This window comes from Mycobacterium intermedium (genome assembly GCF_002086275.1).
GTDB lineage: Bacteria > Actinomycetota > Actinomycetes > Mycobacteriales > Mycobacteriaceae > Mycobacterium > Mycobacterium intermedium.
Window position 1 is genome coordinate 1 of the sequence record NZ_MVHT01000063.1, and the last position, 18,813, is coordinate 18,813.

Annotated in this window: 17 protein-coding genes; 8 read left to right on the forward strand and 9 right to left on the reverse strand. The window is 64.9% G+C overall.

Features of this window, described 5'->3' with window-relative positions:
- Positions 1–1,037 (reverse strand): RsbRD N-terminal domain-containing protein (locus BST27_RS20285; protein ID WP_083148600.1); only part of this gene is annotated, 1,037 nt, incomplete at its 3' end.
- Between the two features lie 132 nt (positions 1,038–1,169).
- Between BST27_RS20285 and BST27_RS20290 the strand changes: the two genes are divergently transcribed.
- Positions 1,170–2,519 carry a WS/DGAT/MGAT family O-acyltransferase gene (locus BST27_RS20290; protein ID WP_069417486.1) on the forward strand — a complete coding sequence of 450 codons (1,350 nt, stop codon included), beginning with the start codon at positions 1,170–1,172 and terminating at the stop codon, positions 2,517–2,519.
- Between the two features lie 5 nt (positions 2,520–2,524).
- Here the strand turns inward: BST27_RS20290 and BST27_RS20295 are convergent, their stop codons facing one another.
- On the reverse strand, positions 2,525–3,472 hold the full coding sequence (locus BST27_RS20295) for an oxygenase MpaB family protein (protein WP_069417487.1): 948 nt from the start codon (positions 3,470–3,472) through the stop codon (positions 2,525–2,527).
- A 141-nt stretch (positions 3,473–3,613) separates the two neighbouring features.
- On the opposite strand from BST27_RS20295, the gene BST27_RS20300 reads away from it, so the two are divergent.
- Together BST27_RS20300 and BST27_RS20305 are read left to right on the forward strand one after the other, a co-directional pair.
- Positions 3,614–4,180, forward strand: a complete 567-nt coding sequence (locus tag BST27_RS20300; protein WP_069417488.1) for a TetR/AcrR family transcriptional regulator — start codon at positions 3,614–3,616, stop codon at positions 4,178–4,180.
- A gap of 38 nt (positions 4,181–4,218) precedes the next feature.
- A complete protein-coding gene (locus tag BST27_RS20305) occupies positions 4,219–4,974 on the forward strand; it encodes a superoxide dismutase family protein (RefSeq protein WP_069417489.1) in 756 nt (251 codons plus the stop codon).
- A gap of 46 nt (positions 4,975–5,020) precedes the next feature.
- Here the strand turns inward: BST27_RS20305 and BST27_RS20310 are convergent, their stop codons facing one another.
- Positions 5,021–6,145, reverse strand: coding sequence for an acyl-CoA dehydrogenase family protein (locus tag BST27_RS20310; RefSeq protein WP_069417490.1), 1,125 nt, complete (start codon positions 6,143–6,145; stop codon positions 5,021–5,023).
- Positions 6,146–6,233: 88 nt separating this feature from the next.
- On the opposite strand from BST27_RS20310, the gene BST27_RS20315 reads away from it, so the two are divergent.
- From BST27_RS20315 to BST27_RS20325, 3 genes are read left to right on the forward strand one after another with little or no spacing between them, the layout of a single operon-like run.
- Positions 6,234–7,409: an acyl-CoA dehydrogenase family protein gene (locus tag BST27_RS20315; RefSeq protein WP_069417491.1), complete on the forward strand. Its 1,176-nt coding sequence runs from the start codon at positions 6,234–6,236 to the stop codon at positions 7,407–7,409.
- A 24-nt stretch (positions 7,410–7,433) separates the two neighbouring features.
- Positions 7,434–8,585, forward strand: coding sequence for an amidohydrolase family protein (locus BST27_RS20320; protein ID WP_069417492.1), 1,152 nt, complete (start codon positions 7,434–7,436; stop codon positions 8,583–8,585).
- Positions 8,586–8,591: 6 nt separating this feature from the next.
- Complete coding sequence (locus BST27_RS20325) at positions 8,592–8,858, forward strand: hypothetical protein (RefSeq protein WP_069417493.1); 267 nt, start codon at positions 8,592–8,594, stop codon at positions 8,856–8,858.
- A gap of 4 nt (positions 8,859–8,862) precedes the next feature.
- Here BST27_RS20325 and BST27_RS20330 read toward each other — a convergent pair whose 3' ends face one another.
- Positions 8,863–10,335, reverse strand: a complete 1,473-nt coding sequence (locus BST27_RS20330) for an aldehyde dehydrogenase family protein (RefSeq protein ID WP_069417494.1) — start codon at positions 10,333–10,335, stop codon at positions 8,863–8,865.
- Positions 10,336–10,388: 53 nt separating this feature from the next.
- Between BST27_RS20330 and BST27_RS20335 the strand changes: the two genes are divergently transcribed.
- Positions 10,389–11,183, forward strand: coding sequence for a FadR/GntR family transcriptional regulator (locus BST27_RS20335; RefSeq protein WP_069417626.1), 795 nt, complete (start codon positions 10,389–10,391; stop codon positions 11,181–11,183).
- A gap of 11 nt (positions 11,184–11,194) precedes the next feature.
- On the opposite strand, the gene BST27_RS20340 is transcribed toward BST27_RS20335, so the two are convergent.
- The 5 genes from BST27_RS20340 to BST27_RS20360 form a co-directional block, all read right to left on the reverse strand.
- On the reverse strand, positions 11,195–12,403 hold the full coding sequence (locus BST27_RS20340; RefSeq protein WP_069417627.1) for a CaiB/BaiF CoA transferase family protein: 1,209 nt from the start codon (positions 12,401–12,403) through the stop codon (positions 11,195–11,197).
- A gap of 7 nt (positions 12,404–12,410) precedes the next feature.
- Positions 12,411–13,574: a DUF7065 domain-containing protein gene (locus BST27_RS20345; RefSeq protein WP_139805267.1), complete on the reverse strand. Its 1,164-nt coding sequence runs from the start codon at positions 13,572–13,574 to the stop codon at positions 12,411–12,413.
- 55 nt (positions 13,575–13,629) lie between these two features.
- Complete coding sequence (locus BST27_RS20350; protein WP_069417495.1) at positions 13,630–15,198, reverse strand: AMP-binding protein; 1,569 nt, start codon at positions 15,196–15,198, stop codon at positions 13,630–13,632.
- Positions 15,199–15,278: 80 nt separating this feature from the next.
- Positions 15,279–16,712, reverse strand: a complete 1,434-nt coding sequence (locus tag BST27_RS20355) for a FadR/GntR family transcriptional regulator (RefSeq protein WP_069417496.1) — start codon at positions 16,710–16,712, stop codon at positions 15,279–15,281.
- Positions 16,713–16,716: 4 nt separating this feature from the next.
- Complete coding sequence (locus BST27_RS20360; protein ID WP_069417497.1) at positions 16,717–17,517, reverse strand: enoyl-CoA hydratase/isomerase family protein; 801 nt, start codon at positions 17,515–17,517, stop codon at positions 16,717–16,719.
- 71 nt (positions 17,518–17,588) lie between these two features.
- On the opposite strand from BST27_RS20360, the gene BST27_RS20365 reads away from it, so the two are divergent.
- Entirely contained in the window at positions 17,589–18,812 is a 1,224-nt protein-coding gene (locus BST27_RS20365; RefSeq protein ID WP_069417498.1) for a cytochrome P450 family protein, read from the forward strand.
- Position 18,813: the final 1 nt, after the last annotated feature.

Here is an 18,813-nt window from a genome sequence, read left to right on the forward strand (position 1 = left end):
AGAACAAACGAGGCCGCCTGTTCGGCGTCACAACTGGCCAGCGCCGGGATCGCGACATCGCGGTACCGGGTCAGTGCACCGGCCCGTGTCCCGGCCAGTGAGGCGACCCGGCGGGCACTCGATGCTTCCAGGTGAGTGGACCGAAAACCCTGTAGACCGTGACCGGCTTCGCCGATCCCGACCCGAACGCCGTCGGGTAGTTCGGGACCGCCCGCCCCGTCGGCGACACTAGCGAAAGCGATTGTGGCGAAGGTGCTTTGCCGACTGATCCAGCCGAATGCCGCCAGAGAACCGGCCGGGTGAATGAGGGTGGTTTCCCCGCCCATCTCGCGCCCCAGGATGGTGAGCGCCTCGCTCAGCACGGACTGAGCGTCACCGCTCTCCGGTATCGCGTCGACCCACGCGACGACCCCGACATGGTGCCTGTTGACGTCGTAGCGCAGCCGCTTGGACGCCCGCTGCGGGTCACGTTCCCGCTGCGCCAGGATGTCGTCGATGGCATCGGTACGAGCGGCGGCCGTATTCCGTAGCCAACTTTCGCGTTCGGCCTCGTAGGCCTGCTCTGCTCGGTTCAAGGCGGCATCGACGTAGCCGAACATCCAGCTGGAGACAAGGCGTAACGCATCGGCTTGCTGCTTCTGACCGATCGCGGCCGTGGTGATGCGATCCCACACCCACTGCCACAGCAACTCATGGGTCACCCGGTAGAACCTCATCAAGCTGGCGAGGGGAATCTGCCGTTGCACTCCGGCCCGGGCGAGCGCCGCGGTCGGCGCCGGTAATTCAACTCCACGCGGGTCGCCGGCCACGTCGATGATGTCGGCCAATTGGCGGATGCTCGCCGCCGTGCTCACTACGTTTTCCCGTACCGACTGCGGGTCGGGAAACAGCATCGGCATCTCGGCCTGTACCCGGGTGACGGCCAACTCTGCGAGTTCGACTGCGCCGGTGCGCATTTCGGATGCAATTGGGCGCAGCAACGTCTTCCAGACGCTCTCGACGTCCGGCTCACGCATTGGTTCCCACGCGAGCTCCATGGGGGATGAACGTACTCCTCTTTGTGACGCGGCCACAATCACCGGGATCGACGTTGGCACCGCGGCACGAGGCTTTCTACCCGCTCAGTCCCTACCTTTGCAGCACGCTCCCACCAACACCGAGGACAAGTCATGGCCCTGATGTCACCAATCGAATCGATGATGCTGCTTGCCGAGTCGCCCCGACAACCGATGCATGTCGCGGGGTTGCAGCTGTTCAAGACGCCCGAGGGCCCCGGGTCAGATTTCGTCCGCAATTACGTTCGGGCGCTTCGGTCCTGCGATGACGTGCACCCGCTCTTCCGCAGGCACCCGACCACACTGACGGGAGGGCAAAACGTCCTCTGGTCTTCCGCGCCCGAGGTCGATCTCGACTACCACGTCCGACACTCGGCGCTGCCGGGCCCCGGAAGAGTGAGGGAGCTACTCGAACTCACCTCACGGCTGCATTCCGGCGTGCTCGACCGGCACCGTCCCTTGTGGGAGACCCACGTCATCGAAGGACTCAACGACGGACGCTTCGCCGTCTACACCAAGATTCATCACGGCCTCGTCGACGGGATATCGGCCATCAACTTTCTACAGAATGCGCTCGCAGCGGACGAACTCGACAGAACGATCCGGGCGCCGTGGACCAGCCCGATCAGTGTCGTTGATCCCGTCGGCGCTCCGTCGAAGTGGCAGACGCTCGGTGCGGCGATCAAATCGGTTCCCCGCCTTGGCACCTCGGCGTTCGGCTTGGCGCGCGCCGCGCTACTCGAGCAGCAGCTCACGTTGCCGTTCCGGGCGCCCCACACCATGCTCAACGTTCCTATCGGCGGGGCGCGACGTTGCGCTGCGCAGTCGTGGTCGCTACAGCGCGTCAAGAACGTCAAGAATGCCGCCGGCGTCACGGTCAACGACGTCGTACTCGCGATGTGCGCCGGCGCTCTGCGCGCCTACCTCGCCGATCAGGATGCGCTGCCCGAAAAGCCGCTGGTTGCAATGGTTCCGGTCAGCCTTCGCGGTGCCGACGAGGCGGCCGGCGGTAACGCCGTCGGGGCGGTACTGGCCAACTTGGCCACGCATCTCGACGACCCCGCCCAGCGACTGGACACGATCAGCACCTGCATGCGCAACAACAAGGCCGTCCTTGCCCAACTGCCCAGGCAGCAGGCCATGGCGCTGGGAATGATGTTGCTCTCGCCGGTCGTGTTGGGTGGCGTCATGGGTACGGCCGCCGGCCCACCGCCGTTCAATGTGTGCATCTCCAATGTTCCCGGTGCACGGAAACCGCTGTACGCCAATGGCGCCCAGTTGCAGGGCAGCTATCCGATGTCGATCGCAGCGAATGGGCAGGCGCTCAACATCACCCTGGTGGGCAGCGGCGACCGTCTTGACTTCGGGCTCGTGGGATGCCGCCGCGCCGTGCCGCAGCTGCAGCGTCTACTCGACCATCTGGAGACGTCGCTCAAAGACCTGGAGCGAGCCGTCGGATTATGACCCGGCTATCTCGCCTTCGGCGGGTCCTTCGGCAGGTGGTATGCGAATGACTTCTCTTGGCGTCGCTTCATCTTCTCGAGGCACTGGTGGTGCTTGCGCGCGTGATACGCCAACGGGAAATAGGTGAGCCGGTCCGGCAGCACGCGGTAGGCGTTGCGGATCACGGCGTACGTCCGGGTGAGCTCCCGTTCCTCTTTGGCGCTCCAAGTGACACCGAGCTTCTTGCGAAGACGTGGATCGAGCAGCCCGACGACCGATAGGTAATTGAAACGCATCGCGGGCCGCAATGCTGTTCTCGCCAACGGAACCAACGGTTTCGGAACAAACGGCGGCAGGTCGACCTGGCCCGTCTTCAACTGGTGGATCAACTGCAACGCCTCCGGGGTGCCTTCCAGCTTGTCGATCATCGACTCGTAGTAGTCGGCCATCTCCTGTTGCGACTCGGGATAGCCGCGCATCGGCACATGCAGCAGTCGAGCCAGCCGACGATTGTCCCGCAGCAGTTCGTCTTTCTCAGCGTCGGTGAATTCCCGGCCGATCAGCAGCCGACCGGCCTGCACGTAGCCGATGTAGCCGGTGGCGATCACCCACTGGTACGCCTCCGGGTTCAGCGCGCTGATCTGTTTGCCGGTGCGGGCGCTCTTCATGGTGATCGGCTGGTGCATCGCCCGAACCCGGTCGCCCTCGGCCGCGGCTTCGTTGAGGCCATACGTCCAGCGCAGCACCGAGTCGACGGAACGTATCGCACGACCGGCGGGGTCGCCGTGGAAGGCCGCGGAGTATCGACCGACCATCTCGCCGATGACCGGATGCATGGCCTGCATCATGAACGCCGCACCCTCGAGCATGAGGAAGGTCCACCGTCCGGTGTGCTCGGCGGTGAGGGAGTCCGGCGGAACCAATTCGATGGGCGCGCTGACGTCCAGCTCTGCGAGATCCCTAGTGGCGGTCATCGTCAACCCTTCCTCAACTGGTTCAGATGAACGCTAATATGACCGTGAGGTCGTATTCAAGTCGCGTTAGGAGCGGTTGTGGGCGCAACAAAGCCCAGTTCAGGGCGTCGCAAGGCGCCGCAACAGTCAAGGTCCCGCGATATGGTCGCAAAAATTGTCGCCACGACGGCGTCGCTGCTGCGCAAGTACGCACCCGAGCAGATCACCACCAACCTGATCGCGGAGAAAGCCGGCGTCAGCAAGGGATCGATCTATCAATACTTTGCGAACAAGGAAGAAATCATCAAAGCCGCGATCGAGCAGCTCACCGCCGAACAGGCGCCCGCAATCGAGGAGATGCTCAGAGCGATCACCCTCGACCGTCCGGAATCGGCGATCGAATCGTCCATCGACATGCTCATCGACTACACCATCGCCAACCGGCGGTTGTTTCGCTACCTTGCCGAGCGGCCCGACCACATTCGCACCTTCGACTCCATCGAGGGACTCAACGCAACCCTGCTCGCGATGACCAGGCTGCACATGAATCACTACCGCAGCCACTATCGAGACGAGTTGAGTCCGAGCGCGTTGGCGTGGTTGTTCTTCAACATGGCCGTGGCGACGACCATGCGTTACATCGAGTCCGACGACCCGATCCGGCTCGACGAGTTGCGCGCCGGGCTGAAATTCGCCTCCGCGGGGTTGCTGGCCGGCCGTCGCGACTGACCGGGTTTCGATTCCCGTCGAACGGGTAGGTACCGCTCATGAAAATGGGCGTATCCGTCGCGGTCGCGGCAGTTGCCGTGGCCGCCGCACCAATAGCCGCATGCGGAAACCAGCAGGGCGGTGGCCAAGCCACATCGGCGTCCACCAAGGCACCCGGCACCGAGCGGATGACCACACCCTTGAAGGCGGCTGACGGTAGCCAAGTCGCCACCGCCACTTTCGATTTCGCAAACGGCTACGTGACGGTGACGGTAGATGCGGATCCCAACCAGGTCTTGACACCCGGCTTCCATGGGCTCCAGATCCACTCGGTGGGCAAGTGTGAGGGCGCTGATTTCGAGGCCGCCGGCAGCGTGTTCCAGAAGCCGGACCACACCGGCTATCCCGCCAGCGGTGAACTGACCGCATTGCAGGTGCGTTCCGACGGGTCGGCGAAACTCGTCACCACCACGGACAAGTTGACCGCGGCAGACCTGCGGAGCAGTTCCGGGACGGCATTGATCATCCATCAAAACGCCGACAACTTGAGCGGTAGCCCTTCGGACGAACCGAACAGGCACGTGGCCTGCGGTGTGATCGCCGCGGCGTCCGCGACAACCACCTCGTCCACCACGACGACTACCAGCGTCACCACGAGCACCACCACCACCGAAGTGCCGCCACCAAGTACCAGCACCAGCACCAGCACGGTCACGGTGACCAGCACTCCGACACTGACGACATCGATGCCGATGCCGACGCCGACGATCACGCTGACGCCGACGCCCACCGTCTCACTCCCGCCCGGGACCTGACGCGGGACTGCTGGGCCTCACTTGTCGGCCCGCCCCCGCGACGGGTTTATTGCTCCCCTACTCCCGACTGCAGGATTTGGCATAACCGCTCCCGGTGGTGCCTGACATCCCCGTAGAGCATCGAACCCACCCGGGCGCGCCGTAGGTAGAGGTGTAAGTCGTGCTCCCAGGTGAATCCGATGCCGCCGTGCAGTTGAAGTGCCTGTCCGGCAACGCGATTGACGGCATCAGAGACGTACGCCTTCGCGACGCTGACAAGGCGCTCGGTGTCGTGATGGTCGGCATCGAGGGCCATGGCGGCGTAGTAGGTGGCGGCGGTGCTCGCTTGCACCCACATTCTCATGTCGGCGCACTTGTGCTTGACGGCCTGAAAGCTTCCGACGGGACGCCCGAACTGGACCCGGTTCTTGACGTACTCGGTGGTCATGTCCAGCAGGCGTTGCCCTATCCCGACCAACTCGGCACACGTGAGCACGGTGATCAGCTGCAACGTGCGGCCGATCTGGGCCGAGTCGCCACGAGAGAGCAGGGCGGACGCGTCCACCGAAACATGGTCGAAGTCCACGTCGCAGTAACCGCGGGTGACATCGAGCGTCTGCTGCCGCCGGGTATGAACGCCGGCGGTGTCGGTCGGGACGAGGAACCTAGCGGGCGCATCGTCGAGAACCGCATCGACGACGACAAGCTCGGCGATGTCACCGTCTTGCACCGACACCTTGGCTCCGCTGAGCTCATAACCTCGTCCAACCGGTTCCGCGCGGGTGCGTAGGCCGGCGACAGACCACGGCTGCCCGAACTCTGCGAACGCCCACGTTGCAATGAGCGTCCCGGCGCAGATCGACTGCAGCAGTTCCGATTTCCGCTCGTGATGCGAATGGGCCAGCACGTCCGCCGCGACCACGACGGGAATGAACGGGGTGGATGCCAGCGCGCGTCCGAGTTCGACGGCAACCAAGGTCAGGTCGATGATCTGTTGACCCAAGCCGCCGTCCGACTCCGCTATTGCCAGCGCCGGCCAGCCCAACTCGGCGCCGTACCGCCACAGCTCGGCATCGAAGCGGTGCTCGGTCTCCGCGAGTTTGCGAGTCCGCTCGATCGGAGCCTTGGCGGTCAGCAATGAGCGAGTGGAATCGACGAGCCCGCGTTGTTCTTCGGTGAACTCGAAATCCACCCGTTGCTCCTCGGATTTGGAAAAACTCTTGGGGAATATACAGGATACTGATTAAGTTAAATGCGGGTTCCGTCGTGGGAAGGATTCCGTGCAACTCGGGCAAGACGCCGAACTGGACAAGCTACGCGAGCGGGTCCGGCAGTTGGCATCGCGGCATGCGCCACCGCGCCACGGGCGCACCGGTGTGCGTGCGCCCGAAGCCGACGAGGTTCCTGCGCTCCGGAAGTGGACCAGGATGCTGTTCGAGCACCAGTTGCTCGGGGTGCACTGGCCGGTGGCGCACGGTGGACTGGCCAACCCACATCCGCTGCACGAATCGGTGGTGACCGACGAACTGATTCGGGCCGGCGCGGCGGGCCCGGTCGGTGGTGGACTGCTGGCGGCCGCCGCCATCATCGGCTACGGCACCGTCGACCAGCAGAACTACTTTCTGCCGAAAATACGTACCGCAGAGCATATCTGGTGCCAGCTGTTCAGCGAGCCCGACGCGGGCAGCGATCTGGCGAGTCTGCGGACCCGTGCCCGCCGGGACGGCGACGACTTCGTCGTCGATGGACAGAAGGTATGGACAACCAACGCACAACACGCGGACTGGGGATACCTACTCGCCAGAACCGACCCCGAGGCACCCAAGCACGCCGGCATCACGGCGTTCGCTCTGGACATGAGCACCCCCGGTGTGACGGTGCGACCGCTGCGCGAGATCACCGGTACCGCCGATTTCAACGAGGTGTTTCTCGATGGCGTCCGGATTCCCGCCGGGCGTGTCATCGGCGAAGTCAACCAGGGCTGGGCGGTGACGACCGCCAGCCTGGCGCTCGAGCGTTCCAGTGCCGGCAGCGGGGCCTCCCTGTTCGGTGCGCTGGAGCGACTCGTGCGATTGGCCGGCACGGTGACTCGAGACGGGCGTCCGGCCATCGAGCACGACGACGTCCGCCAGGCCATCGGCGGTTTCGCGGCTGACGTGCAGGTGAACTCGTTGGTTTCGGCGTTTGGCGACAGTCGCGCGCTGCACGGTACCGGCGATGCCGCCGACGCCCCGCTGTCGAAGATCCTGTTCAGCGAAATCAACCTGGCAATGCACGAATTCGGGCTCGAGTTACAGGGGCAGGACGGGGTGCGGATCGAGGGCGACACTCGCGTGTGGGACAGCGGTTGGTGGCAGGACGCCTTTCTGTACGCGCGCGCCTTCACCATTGCGGGCGGGACCAACGAGGTGCTGCGCAACCTGATCGCCGAGCGCGCCTTGGGCCTCCCTCGCTGATCGGCCGTCGATCAAAGGAGACACATGCCACTACAGGACTGGATGAAGATCATTTCGGTGGACGACCACGTCATCGAACATCCACGGGTATGGCAGGACCGGCTTTCGGCAGCACATCGCGAGCAGGGCCCGCAGATCATAGAAACCCCTGCGGGTCATCATGTTTGGCGGTTCGAGGGACAGCTGTTTCCCCAACTCGGACTCAATGCCGTCGCCGGTAGGCCTCCCGAAGAATACGGAATGGACCCGGTGCGCTACGACCAGATGATCCCGGGATGTTACGACCCGGTCGAGCGGATCAAAGACATGGACATCGACGGCGTGCACGCAGCACTGTCCTTCCCGTCGTTCCCGGGTTTCGGCGGAAACGTGTTCCACCGCGCGAAAGACAAGGAGCTAGCGCTGGCCTGCGTGCGGGCCTGGAACGACTTCCAGGTCGACGAGTGGTGCGCGACAGCACCAGACCGGTTGATCCCGTTGGGGATTCTGCCCACCTGGGACCCGCAACTGGCCGCGGCCGAAGTCGAACGACTGGCGCAGATCGGCACCAGAGCGGTGTCCTTCCCGGACAGCCCGGTTCCGCTGGGACTGCCGTCCTTCCACCACCCCACGCACTGGGAACCGCTGTGGGACGCGCTGAAAGCCGCCGACATCCCGGTGTGCCTGCACTTCGGCTCCGGCGGGTTTGTCCCGGGCTTCTCGTTCGTCAAGCCCTCTGCCGAGGACCCCGCCCCGTTCGCCGTGGCGATCGCCACCTTTTCGACCAACCTGATGTGGAGTACCGCAGATCTGGTGTTCTCCGGAATGCTGCAACGTCACCCGAATCTGAAGTTTCTGCTGTCCGAAGGCGGAATAGGCTGGATACCTTACCTTTTGGAGCGTCTCGACTACACCTGGGAGCGCCACCGGTGGTATCAGAACATCAGCCGCACCGACCGCCCCTCGGATCTTTTCCGCAAGCACATCTGGGGCTGCTTCATCGACGACGTCCACGGCGTGAAGTCACGGGAGACGATCGGCATCGACCGAATCCTGATCGAGGTGGACTATCCGCATTCCGACTCGAACTGGCCCAACAGCCGCAAACGCATTGCCGAGAACCTGATCGAGGTGGACGACGACGATGCTCATCGAATCGTGGAACTCAATGCCCGCGCGCTGCTGCGCTTTGGTTGACCCGCAATGACTTCCGACGAGGAACGTCCCGATACCGACGACTACGACCTACTGACGTTCGGTGAGGTCGCGGCGCGACTGGCCGAGGAGTTGGCCGCCCAGTACGACGAACTGGACAGGCTGCGTGCAATGACGCCGCCGGACCCGATTGCGATCCGCCGGATCGAGGAGCGCATCGCCGTCTTGAAGGTGGGCGCCGAGCGGTACCGGCACGAGCAACGGACGAGTGAGGCTTTCAAGCGGAGATTCGGCTCCGCGATCCAGCGCGGGTGAGCCGCTAGCCGACCGGCCACTGCAGCGTCTTGTGCTGCAGGTACTCCGACAGGCCGTATTCGCCGAACTCGCGGCCCACGCCGCTGTACTTGTAGCCGCCGAACGGGGCCGCGGGGTTGAGTCCACCGCCGCCACCGTTGATGGTCACCATGCCGGTGCGTAACCGTCGGGCCAGGGCGACAGCCCGCTGGGAGTCGGCGGACCAGACACCGCCGCACAGTCCGTAGCGGCTGTCGTTGGCGATCCGAACGGCCTCGTCATCGTCGCTGAACGGAATCACCACGCCGACCGGCCCGAAGAACTCGTCCTGGGCGATGCGCATGCGGTTGTCGACGCCGACGAAAAGCGTTGGCTCCAAGAAAAACCCCCGGTCCAGGTGGGCAGGGCGACCGCCGCCGAATGCGATCTGCGCACCCTCGGCCACCCCGGCGGCGATCAGCGACTCCACCCGCTGCCGCTGCACGTCGCGGATCAGTGGACCCATCATGGTGGCGGGGTCGGCCGGGTCGCCGACAGTGATGAAGCCGAGGGTTCCAACGATCCGCGCCACCAATTCGTCGTGCAGCGACTGGTGTACCAGGACGCGGGTTAGCAACGCGCAGCCCTGTCCGGCGTGCGTGATGATGCCGCCCAGTACGCTTTCCATCACCTTGTCGAGGTCGCTGTCATCGAGGAGGATGTTGGCGGATTTGCCGCCGAGCTCCAGCACCACTTTCTTGATCGAGTCGGCTCCCTGGGCATATACCTTGCGGCCCACGGCGTCCGACCCGGTGAAGCTCACGATGTCCACCCCCGGATGCTGAGTCAGCGCCTCGCCCGCGGCCACGTCACCGGTCACGATGTTGAGCACTCCGGGTGGCAGACCGGCGCTTTCGGCGATCTCGCCGAGCACCAACGCCTCCAGCGGCGTGTACGGGGACGATTTCAGCACGGCCGTGCAACCCGCGGCCAATGCCGGGGCAAGCTTGGCCAGGTTCAGCAGGAACGGGAAGTTGAAGGCGGTGATCAGCGCCGCGACGCCATAGGGTTCGCGCACCACCGCGCCCTGGCCGATACCGCGACCGTAAATCGGCGGCACCGGTTGTTCGAAGGCGAACTGCGGCAATACCCGGTGTGCCATGTCGGCGAAATGGTCGATCGGCGTGCCTACTTGCAGGAAGTCGGCGATCATCCGCGTCGATCCGGCCTCGGTGATGTTCAGCTCCACCAGTTCGGCACGCCTGCGGGTCATTTCGTCGGCCATCGCCGCGAGGATCTTTGCCCGCTCCGCGGGACGCATGGCCGGCCACGGTCCCTCGTCGAAGGCGCGACGGGCCGCACGCACTGCGGCATCGATGTCGGCCGGGGTGGCTTGGGGCACCTCGGCGATCGTCTGCTCGGTCGCCGGGTTGAGCACCTCAAGACGTTCGTCACCGGCGCCGGCGGTCCACTTCCCATCGATGAACAGTTCGCGGGTGATCAGCGGTGTCGAAGTCATTGATTCCTCCCAATAATCCGTGAATTGGCGAAATGAGTAAGATCATTTGTCTGATGGACGCCACGAAGCGGGTGAACAGCGCGACCAAATTGGTGCGGGCCCCCAAGACCGCCGAGATCATCGCGGATCAACTGCGCAGCAGCATCGTTCGCGGTGTTCTCCGCAAAGGCGACGCGCTGCCCACCGAGGTGGAATTGGTGAAGCAGTTCGGCGTCTCCCGCCCCACCCTGCGCGAGGCGTTTCGCATCCTGGAGAGCGAATCGCTGATCGTGGTCCGCCGTGGTTCCCGCGGCGGAGTGCTGGTGTCCTCCCCGGAAACATCGGTGGCCGCAAGGGATTTCGGCCTGCTGCTGCAGATGTCGGGCACCACGTTGGCGGATGTGTACGAGGCCCGCAAGATTTTCGAACCGGCCGCCGCCGAGATGCTGGCAGCCCGAGCGACGCCCGAGGACATCGGGGATCTCAAGGCCGCGGCGGCCGAGCTGGCGGCATTGGTCAACGAAGGCACCGAGCGGGCCGACTTCGGCGAGTGGACGGCGGCGACGTTCCGGTTCCACGACCTGATTTTGGAACGGGCCGGAAACAACACGGTGGCCCTGATCGGAGCCGTGCTGCGCGAGGTGGTCACCCGACACATGGCGCGCGCGGTGTCCACGACCAGCAGTCACACCCAGATTGAAAAGCAGTTCAAGCAGACCGTCCGTGCGTTCACCAAATTCATCGGGCTCATCGAGGCCCGCGACGGTGTCGCGGCCAGAGAGTTCTGGACCACGCACATGGATCGGGCCGGCCGCAAGATGTTGTGGGGCGACCTGGCGACCGAGCGGGTGATCGACCTCTACGTCTGACAAGACTGCCATCAGCCCAAGATTCCGTCGTCTCGCAAGCTGCTGATCTGGTCCCACTCCAGCCCGCTCTCCAGCAGGATCTCTTCGGTGTGCTGCCCGAGTTCGGGTGCGGGTCCGGCCGGCGTGGTCGGCTTCCCATCGAACTGATAGGGCGGGGCGACCAGGCGGAAGGCGTTGCCGTCGAGACCGGTGACGGTCGGCAGGTATCCATTGCTGGCGACCTGGGGGTGGTCGCAGACCTCATCGAATGTTGCGGCGGCAGACCATACTCCAGAAAATCCGGCGAGCAGATCGCGCCATTCGGCGAGCGTGCGACTGCCGAACGTGGCGTCCAGCTCGGCGATGCAGGCCGCGCGGTTGACGTAGCGTGCGACGGCGTCGCCGAAGCGTGGGTCGTCCGCCAAGTCCGGCCGGCCGATGAGTTCACACAACTCGGACCAGAACCGGTCGGACTGCAGGCACACCAGATTGAGCCAGCGGTCGTCGGACGTGCGGTAACTGTTGACGATCGGATTGGGGGCCGCAGTTCGGTCCGTGCGAGGTAACTCGCCGATACCCGCTGCGCTGGCGGCCAGATCGGGGCTCATGGTCCACATGCCGGTGTTCAACAGCGAGACATCGACCACACCGCCGACGCCGGTGCGTTCGCGTCGGAACAGTGCCATGGCCACGGCGCCCGCTATCGCACTCGAACCCTGCAGGTCGAAGAACGCCGCGGGTTGCGCGGCGGGTGCGGCGCCACCGGGCGCGGTCAACTTGTGCTGAATGCCTGCCGCCGACCACGCTGCGGCGGCATCGAATCCCCCCGCGTCGGCCATCGGACCCGCACTGCCCCAACCGGATCCGCGGACATAGATCAAGCGTTCGTTGTCGGCTCGCAGGTCTGCGGCGTCGATCCCCAGCTTGGCCCGCACCTTGGGCAGATAGCTGGTGAGAAACACGTCGGCGCCGGAAACCAAGCGGCGCAACGTGGTCAGGCCGGCCTCGTGGGACAGGTCCAGCGTGATGCTGCGCTTGCCCCGATTGGGCACTTGCACAAAGGGGTCGGGCAGCGACTTGTCGGCATTGATCGCGTTGAGCAAGGCACGCTGCGGATCGCCAGCCGGGGGCTCGACCTTGATCACCTCCGCACCGAGATCGGCCATGATGGCGCCCGCCGCCGGGACGAATGTCCACGACGCCACTTCGATGACACGCACGCCCTCGAATGGTCCGGTCACACCCATCTCACACCCATCTCCTCGGGTCGGTTACTCCCGGCGCTTCTGGTGCCTGCGCCGCTTGGGTCGCAAGGGCGTCGTGCATGCGGGCGAAATGTTTCGGATGCCAGATGTCTTGGTCCTCGCCCCAACCCACCTTGCCGTCGAGATCCCAACGCATCAGTGCGGTGCTGCCGCCGCCACGCTCACAGATGTGGCTCACCGCAACACCTTCGGCGGCCATCACCCGCCCGGTGACATCTCGCAGCTGCACGTCCATGTGGGAGCTCCAGCCAGTGACCGGGTCCCGGTAGTTCTTCATCCGGCTGGCGGATTTGTCCAGCAGTTCGAAACGTCCGTCGCGTAGCAGCCACCCGTGGTTCAGCGGCGCGTAGCCCGCAGCGTCACCGTCGGCCACCCGGACGAAGGCAAGAAACCCAATGTCCCCGCCGGCATGGCCGAAGATGTACTGGATTCGCCCGCGCCCCCGTTCCCTTTCGATCTCGCGCCAGCGCGGGCCGCCGGGATGCCGCACCCGGGCGGACTCGTCGGTCGGTGGGCCCACAGACTTGTCGCGCTTGTCGCGTGCTGGCGGTGGCCCGCCCCGCGGCGCCCAGGATCGATCCCGGACGGAATAGCAGTCAATGGGGATCGACTGGCCGGACAACACCACCTCGCCGGTGACATGGCCGAGCTGGTCGAGGTGGGTGTGCTCCATGAACGGCGGCTCGCCCGGAGTGAAGCGGCGTGGCTCATGGACGCCTTGGTAGGTGAGTCGGACGGCGAAATCCGCTTCGGCATCGGTGAATTCGATGCGGTAGTCGCGCAGTGGCCGCAGCATCCGGACGCTGAAGCCGCCGCCGGGGATGGTGATGTCACGCAGATCCGGGGTGGGATCGGTGACCGGCACGTCGGAAACCACCTTGCAGTAAGGCAACTGCTCCGGCGTCGCACCGCTCGGGTCCCAGACGTAGACCCGCCAGGTCACGGTGCCGCGGTTGGTGTGAAACGCGGCGTGCAGCCACCCGCCTAGCTTGCGGTCCGGGACGTTGAACGACCACCACGTGGTCTCGGTCCAGAACGGGTTGTCATCCGGCGGTGCGTGGAAGTCGTCGTCGGCCGGCAGGAACGGAGTTGCGGCGGTGATGGGTTCGGTCCCGTCCGCCCTGTCCGGAGTGCGCACCCGCGCCATCACGCGATCCTATCCTAAAAGGATACTCATTTAGTAGTTACTGACTTTCTCGTTACTAGACCCGACGGCCGGCATCGGCCCAGTAGACGTCGCGGATCTGGCGTTTGAGCAGTTTCCCGGATTCGGTTCGAGGCAAGGCGGATTGGAATTCCACCGAGCGTGGGCACTTGAAGCCGGCCAGGTGAGCGCGGCAATGGGCGATGATGTCGTCGGCCAACCCCGCCGATGGTTCGGCGTCGCCGACCAACTCGACCACCGCCTTGACCTGCTCACCCCATTCCGGGTCCGGGATTCCGATGACGGCGGCGTCGGCGACCAAGGGGTGCGCGGTGAGTATGCCCTCGACCTCGGCGGGATAGATGTTCACCCCGCCGCTGATGATCATGTCCTTGGCGCGGTCGCAGATGAACAGGTAACCGTCCTCGTCGAGGTAGCCGACGTCACCGAGGGTGAAGGCGGCGCCGCGGTGCACCGAGGCCGTCAAGTCGGCGTCGTTGCGGTATTCGAACCGGGCGCCGTCCAGTCGCTCCAGGTACACGTTGCCGACTTCGTCGGGCGGCAACGGATTCCCTTCGTCATCCAGGATTTTGACGCGCATGCCGCGCACCGGCCGGCCGACGGTCCCGGGCTTTTGCAGCCAGCGGTACGGCTTGGCGATGGTGGCGGCTCCCTCGGTACCCCCGTAGGTTTCCCAGATCACCGGACCCCACCAGGCCATCATGTCCTTCTTGACCTGCAGCGGGCAGGGGGCGGCGGAATGAACCACCGAGTGCAGGCTGCTCAGGTCGTATTTGTCCCGGACCTCGGCGGGAAGCTTGAGCATGCGGACGAACTGGGTGGGCACCATGTAGGCGGTCGTCACCGCATGCCGCTCGATGGCGGCCAGCGTCTGTTCCGGATCGAATCGGCCCAGGATCGCCAGCGCCTGACCGACATTGAGAGCGCCGAGATAGAAGCTCTGGCATCCGGCGTGGTGCATGGCTGTCGACACCAGGTGCGCACCCTCGAAGGGACGAAAGTCGAAGGCACGGCCGAAGATTGCCATCGAATTTGCCGCAACGGACGGATCGCGGCCATCGAGAGGTCGCACGATGCCCTTGGGTTTGCCGGTGGTGCCCGACGAGTAGCGGATGGCATCGCCCTGCTTGCGCCCGGCGGGCGCCGTCGTCGGATGCCCAACCAACAAATCACGCTCCGCGATGAACCCGGCCGGCACTTCCGCGTCGTCGCCGACGACAATCCGAAGCTGGATGTTGCCGGGGACCACCGCGAACCGGTCCAGGTAATCGGCGTGGGTGACCAGCACGGCGGCGCCGGAGTGATCGAGGATCGAGGCGAACTCGGCCGCCGAGAGCGCGGTGTTCAAGGTGAGATAGCGAAGCCCGATCTCGTTGGTGGCCAGCTGCCAGATAACCGCGTCCACATCATTGGGCAGCGCGTACGCCACCACCGCCTCATCGCCAAGCCCGTTTGCGCGCAGGGCATTTGCCACCTGGTGCGCGGCCGCGGCCAGTTCGGCGAAGGTCAGTGTGCGACCGCTGGGCGAGGCGACGATGGCCGGCGCCTCGGGGTGATCCTCTGCGATCCACCACACGCCAAGGCGTCGGTCCCACGGATGCCGCATCCAACCTCCCGGTGCTCTATTAGATAGAACAGTATCCTGAACTCCGGGTGGCGGAAAGGTCGCATGCGGCGCGCGGCCGGTCAGTGCTTGGGGGACGAGGTCTCGGTCATGTGCGTACGCATTCGCATCACCGCCAATTCGGTGTCCCCGGCGACGAGTGCGTCGATGACGCCTCGGTGGGCCGGCTCGATCTTCGATGGCCGGGACATCGCACCCACCGCCGGATCGCTGGCGGCCAGCTGCGAGAAGAACTGCCAACCCAGCCGCATGGTGACGCGGTGAGCCAACTGCAGGACCCGGTTGCCGGTGATGGCGGCCAGCGTCGAGTGGAAATCCTCGCCGTGGTCGAAGGCCGGGGCGAGGCCCTCCTCGGACTCGCGGCACAGTGACCGTTCGAGCGCTGCTACGCCTTCCGGATGGGCGCGCAAGGCTGCCGCGGCCCGCTCGACCACCGCCAACTCCAGACCGATGCGCAGGTCGGCGATGTCGCGCAAGCGCACCCCGCGACGGCGCAGATAAATCGTGATGATGTCGGTCAGCGCGGAGATGTCCGGTTCGGCGACGAACAAGCCTCCCCCGGGTCCGCGGCGGGTCAACGCGATCTGGTGGTACTCCAGAATGCGGATCGCCTCGCGCACGACGGCCCGGCTGGCCCGATACTTGCCCATCAACGCCGTTTCGGAGCCGATGAAGTTCCCCGGGGTGGCGCCGGAACGGACGATCTCGGTGCACAACTGACGGGCCAGTGCCTCGCCCCGCTTGTCGCCGAGCGTTCCCGACAGTGCCACCGCCGGTTCGAGCCGTTGCGATGCGGCCGGATGCGCCCGGATGAAGTCAGCCTCGGCACGCAGGTGGCGCTGCATCCGATCGCGGGCCAGGCCCGGATTGTTGCTCAATACCGCTTTTGCGATGCCGGCGTGGGCCCGCGCGATCTCCTGGTCGATATCGTTCGGCAGGGCGGCGGTGTCATCGAAGTAGAAGTTGGTCAACCTGGCGAACGTTTCGACGAACAGTTCGAGCACCGCGTTGCCCGTCAGCGTTGCCACTTGGGAATGCAGCAGCCGGTAGTTGGAGATGTTTCCGGACGACTCCCGCTCGATGGTCCGGCGGATACCGGCGATGTCGGATTCTTTGACCCGCTGCGAAGCGATCTCGGCGGCCAACTCCTCCAACAGAATTCGAGTGTCGGCGACCTCGTCCAGGGTGGCGCCGATGCGCAGCAGGTAGATGATGGCCGGCCCGATTACCGCATCGATATCCGGCGCGTCGATGACCAGGCCACCACCGGTGCCCCGCCGCATCCGCGCCACCCGCTGGTGCTCGACCAGCCGGATGGCCTCGCGCAGCACCGCGCGGCTGACCCCGTACCGTTTCAACAGCTCGCTCTCAGAACCCAGCACGTGGCCCACCGGCCAACCCAGCTCGATCACGTCGGCGACGATCTGCTCCGCGGCGCGACCGGCGAGTTTGGCGCGACGCGAATCGACGCGCGGCGCGATCAGCTGTGGATTCACGTAGTCACCGATAGTAAGCGGGTCCGTTACGCCGGGGAGCCGCCCGCCGCTCGGCAAGTGGCGGATTACCGATATGGGTGTAGGCCATGCCGTTCTGCAGTGCGGCCGACCGGGTCATGTCGAGGGATTCCCATATCGCGCGGATGGTGCCCTGGATCGCCTTGGGATTGCGCGCGGCGATCGAACTCGCGATCGCGTGCGCCCGCGGCCACAGTTCTTCCCGGCTGACGACTTCCGACACCAGCCCGATTCGCAGCGCCGTGTCGGCCGAGATCCGTTCCTCGGTGCCCATGAGAGCCCAGCGCAGTACCTCGCCGAGGGGTATTCCACGGTGCAGCATGCCAATTGGTTCCAGTGCCGAGACGATCGAGGCGTTGGCGTGCGGGTCGAAGAAAGCGGCGTCCTCCGAACAGATGATGATGTCGGACTCGTTGAGCAGATACTGAGCACCCCCGGCTGCATACCCGTGCACCGCCGTGACCACGGGCTTCCAGCACCGATGCACGATCTTCGGGGCCACCACGGTGCCGGGGTCGAATGTGTTCCAAATATTGCTCCGGAAGAACCAGCTGCCATCCCCTTTGACATCGACCCCGGTACAGAAGGCGCGATCACCGGCGGCCCGTACGACGACGACATGGATGTCGTCGGTGTCTCGCACGGTCTGCCATGCCCAGGCGAGCTCATTGGCCATCCGGGCATCAATCGCATTCAGCGCGTCCGGACGGTCCAACGTAATGGTGGCGACGTGCTCCTCAACATCGAACTCGATGGCCTCGAGTGTGTCCGGGGTAGCGGAAATCATAGAAATCAGTGTACTAATAAACGGAGCCCGAGCCACAGACACAAGGAAGTCGAAGTAGGCAGCCGAGCAACATGTCAAAAATCACTGCGACCATGCCGAAAACCGCGTTGGACAGTCGCCAGATGCTCGACGACCCGTTCGCCCGGCTCGCGTACCTGAGGGAGCACGCCCCGGTGTCCTGGGCGACGGCATCGCTGCTGTTGCATGGCAAAGGTGGGTATCTGCTGACCCGGTACGACGATGTCGTGACGATCCACAGTGATGAGCGGTTCTCGACCGATGTCGTCAAGTACACATCGGTCGGCAAGTTCATCTGGCTATTGCCGCCCACCATCCGGATGCTGACGCAGACCATGGTGTTCAAGGACGATCCGGATCACAAACGGCTACGCACGTTGGTGCACAAGGCTTTCACCCCCAGGTTTGTCCGCGCGATGACGCCCGAGATCGCCAAGATCGCCGACCGGCTCGCCGAAGACGTCAAGGCCAATCGGGATGTGGACCTGGTGCATGACTTCGCGGTCAAGTTGCCCCTTGCCGTTATTGCCACCATGCTCGGGGTCGCCGACGAGGACCGCGACCGGTTCCAAATGCTGGTCGAGAAGGTCAGTTCGGAGTCCAACACGTTGCGCGGATTCGCCACCGCACGAAAGCTCGTCAAACTGTTCGAGGGACTGGTGGAAGAACGCCGCCTGCACCCGGACGAGGGACTGATCTCAGAACTCGTGCGCGCCAACGAGGGCGGCGATCAGCTCAGTCACAAGGAGACCATCGCCATGGTCTTCCTACTGCTGTTGGCTGGACATGACACCACAGCCAACCTGATCGGCAGCAGCGTGCTGGCCCTGATCGAGCATCCCGACCAACAAGCTTTGCTGCGGGAGCAGCCGGAATTGTTGGAGACCACCGGGCTGGAGGAACTGCTGCGGTTCACCTCCCCGGTCGCCGACGGCGCCACCCGGCTGGCGACGGAGGATGTGGAGATCCGCGGGGTCCCCATCCCCCGCGGTTCGCAGGTGGTCGGTTCCATCGTGTCGGCCAACCGGGATGAAGCGGTGTTCGACAACCCGGACTCGCTCGACCTGACCCGAAAGCCGAACAAGCACTTGGCTTTTGCGTTCGGAATCCATTACTGCCTGGGTCATCAGTTGGCGCGGCTGGAGGGCCGCGCCGCGCTGGCCACGCTGCTGGAACGCTTTCCCAACTGGGAATTGACCGCGCCGCGAGAGAGCTTGCACTACAAGCCCACGGTGTCGCTTCGGGGCCTGAACGAACTACCGATACGGATGTACTGAC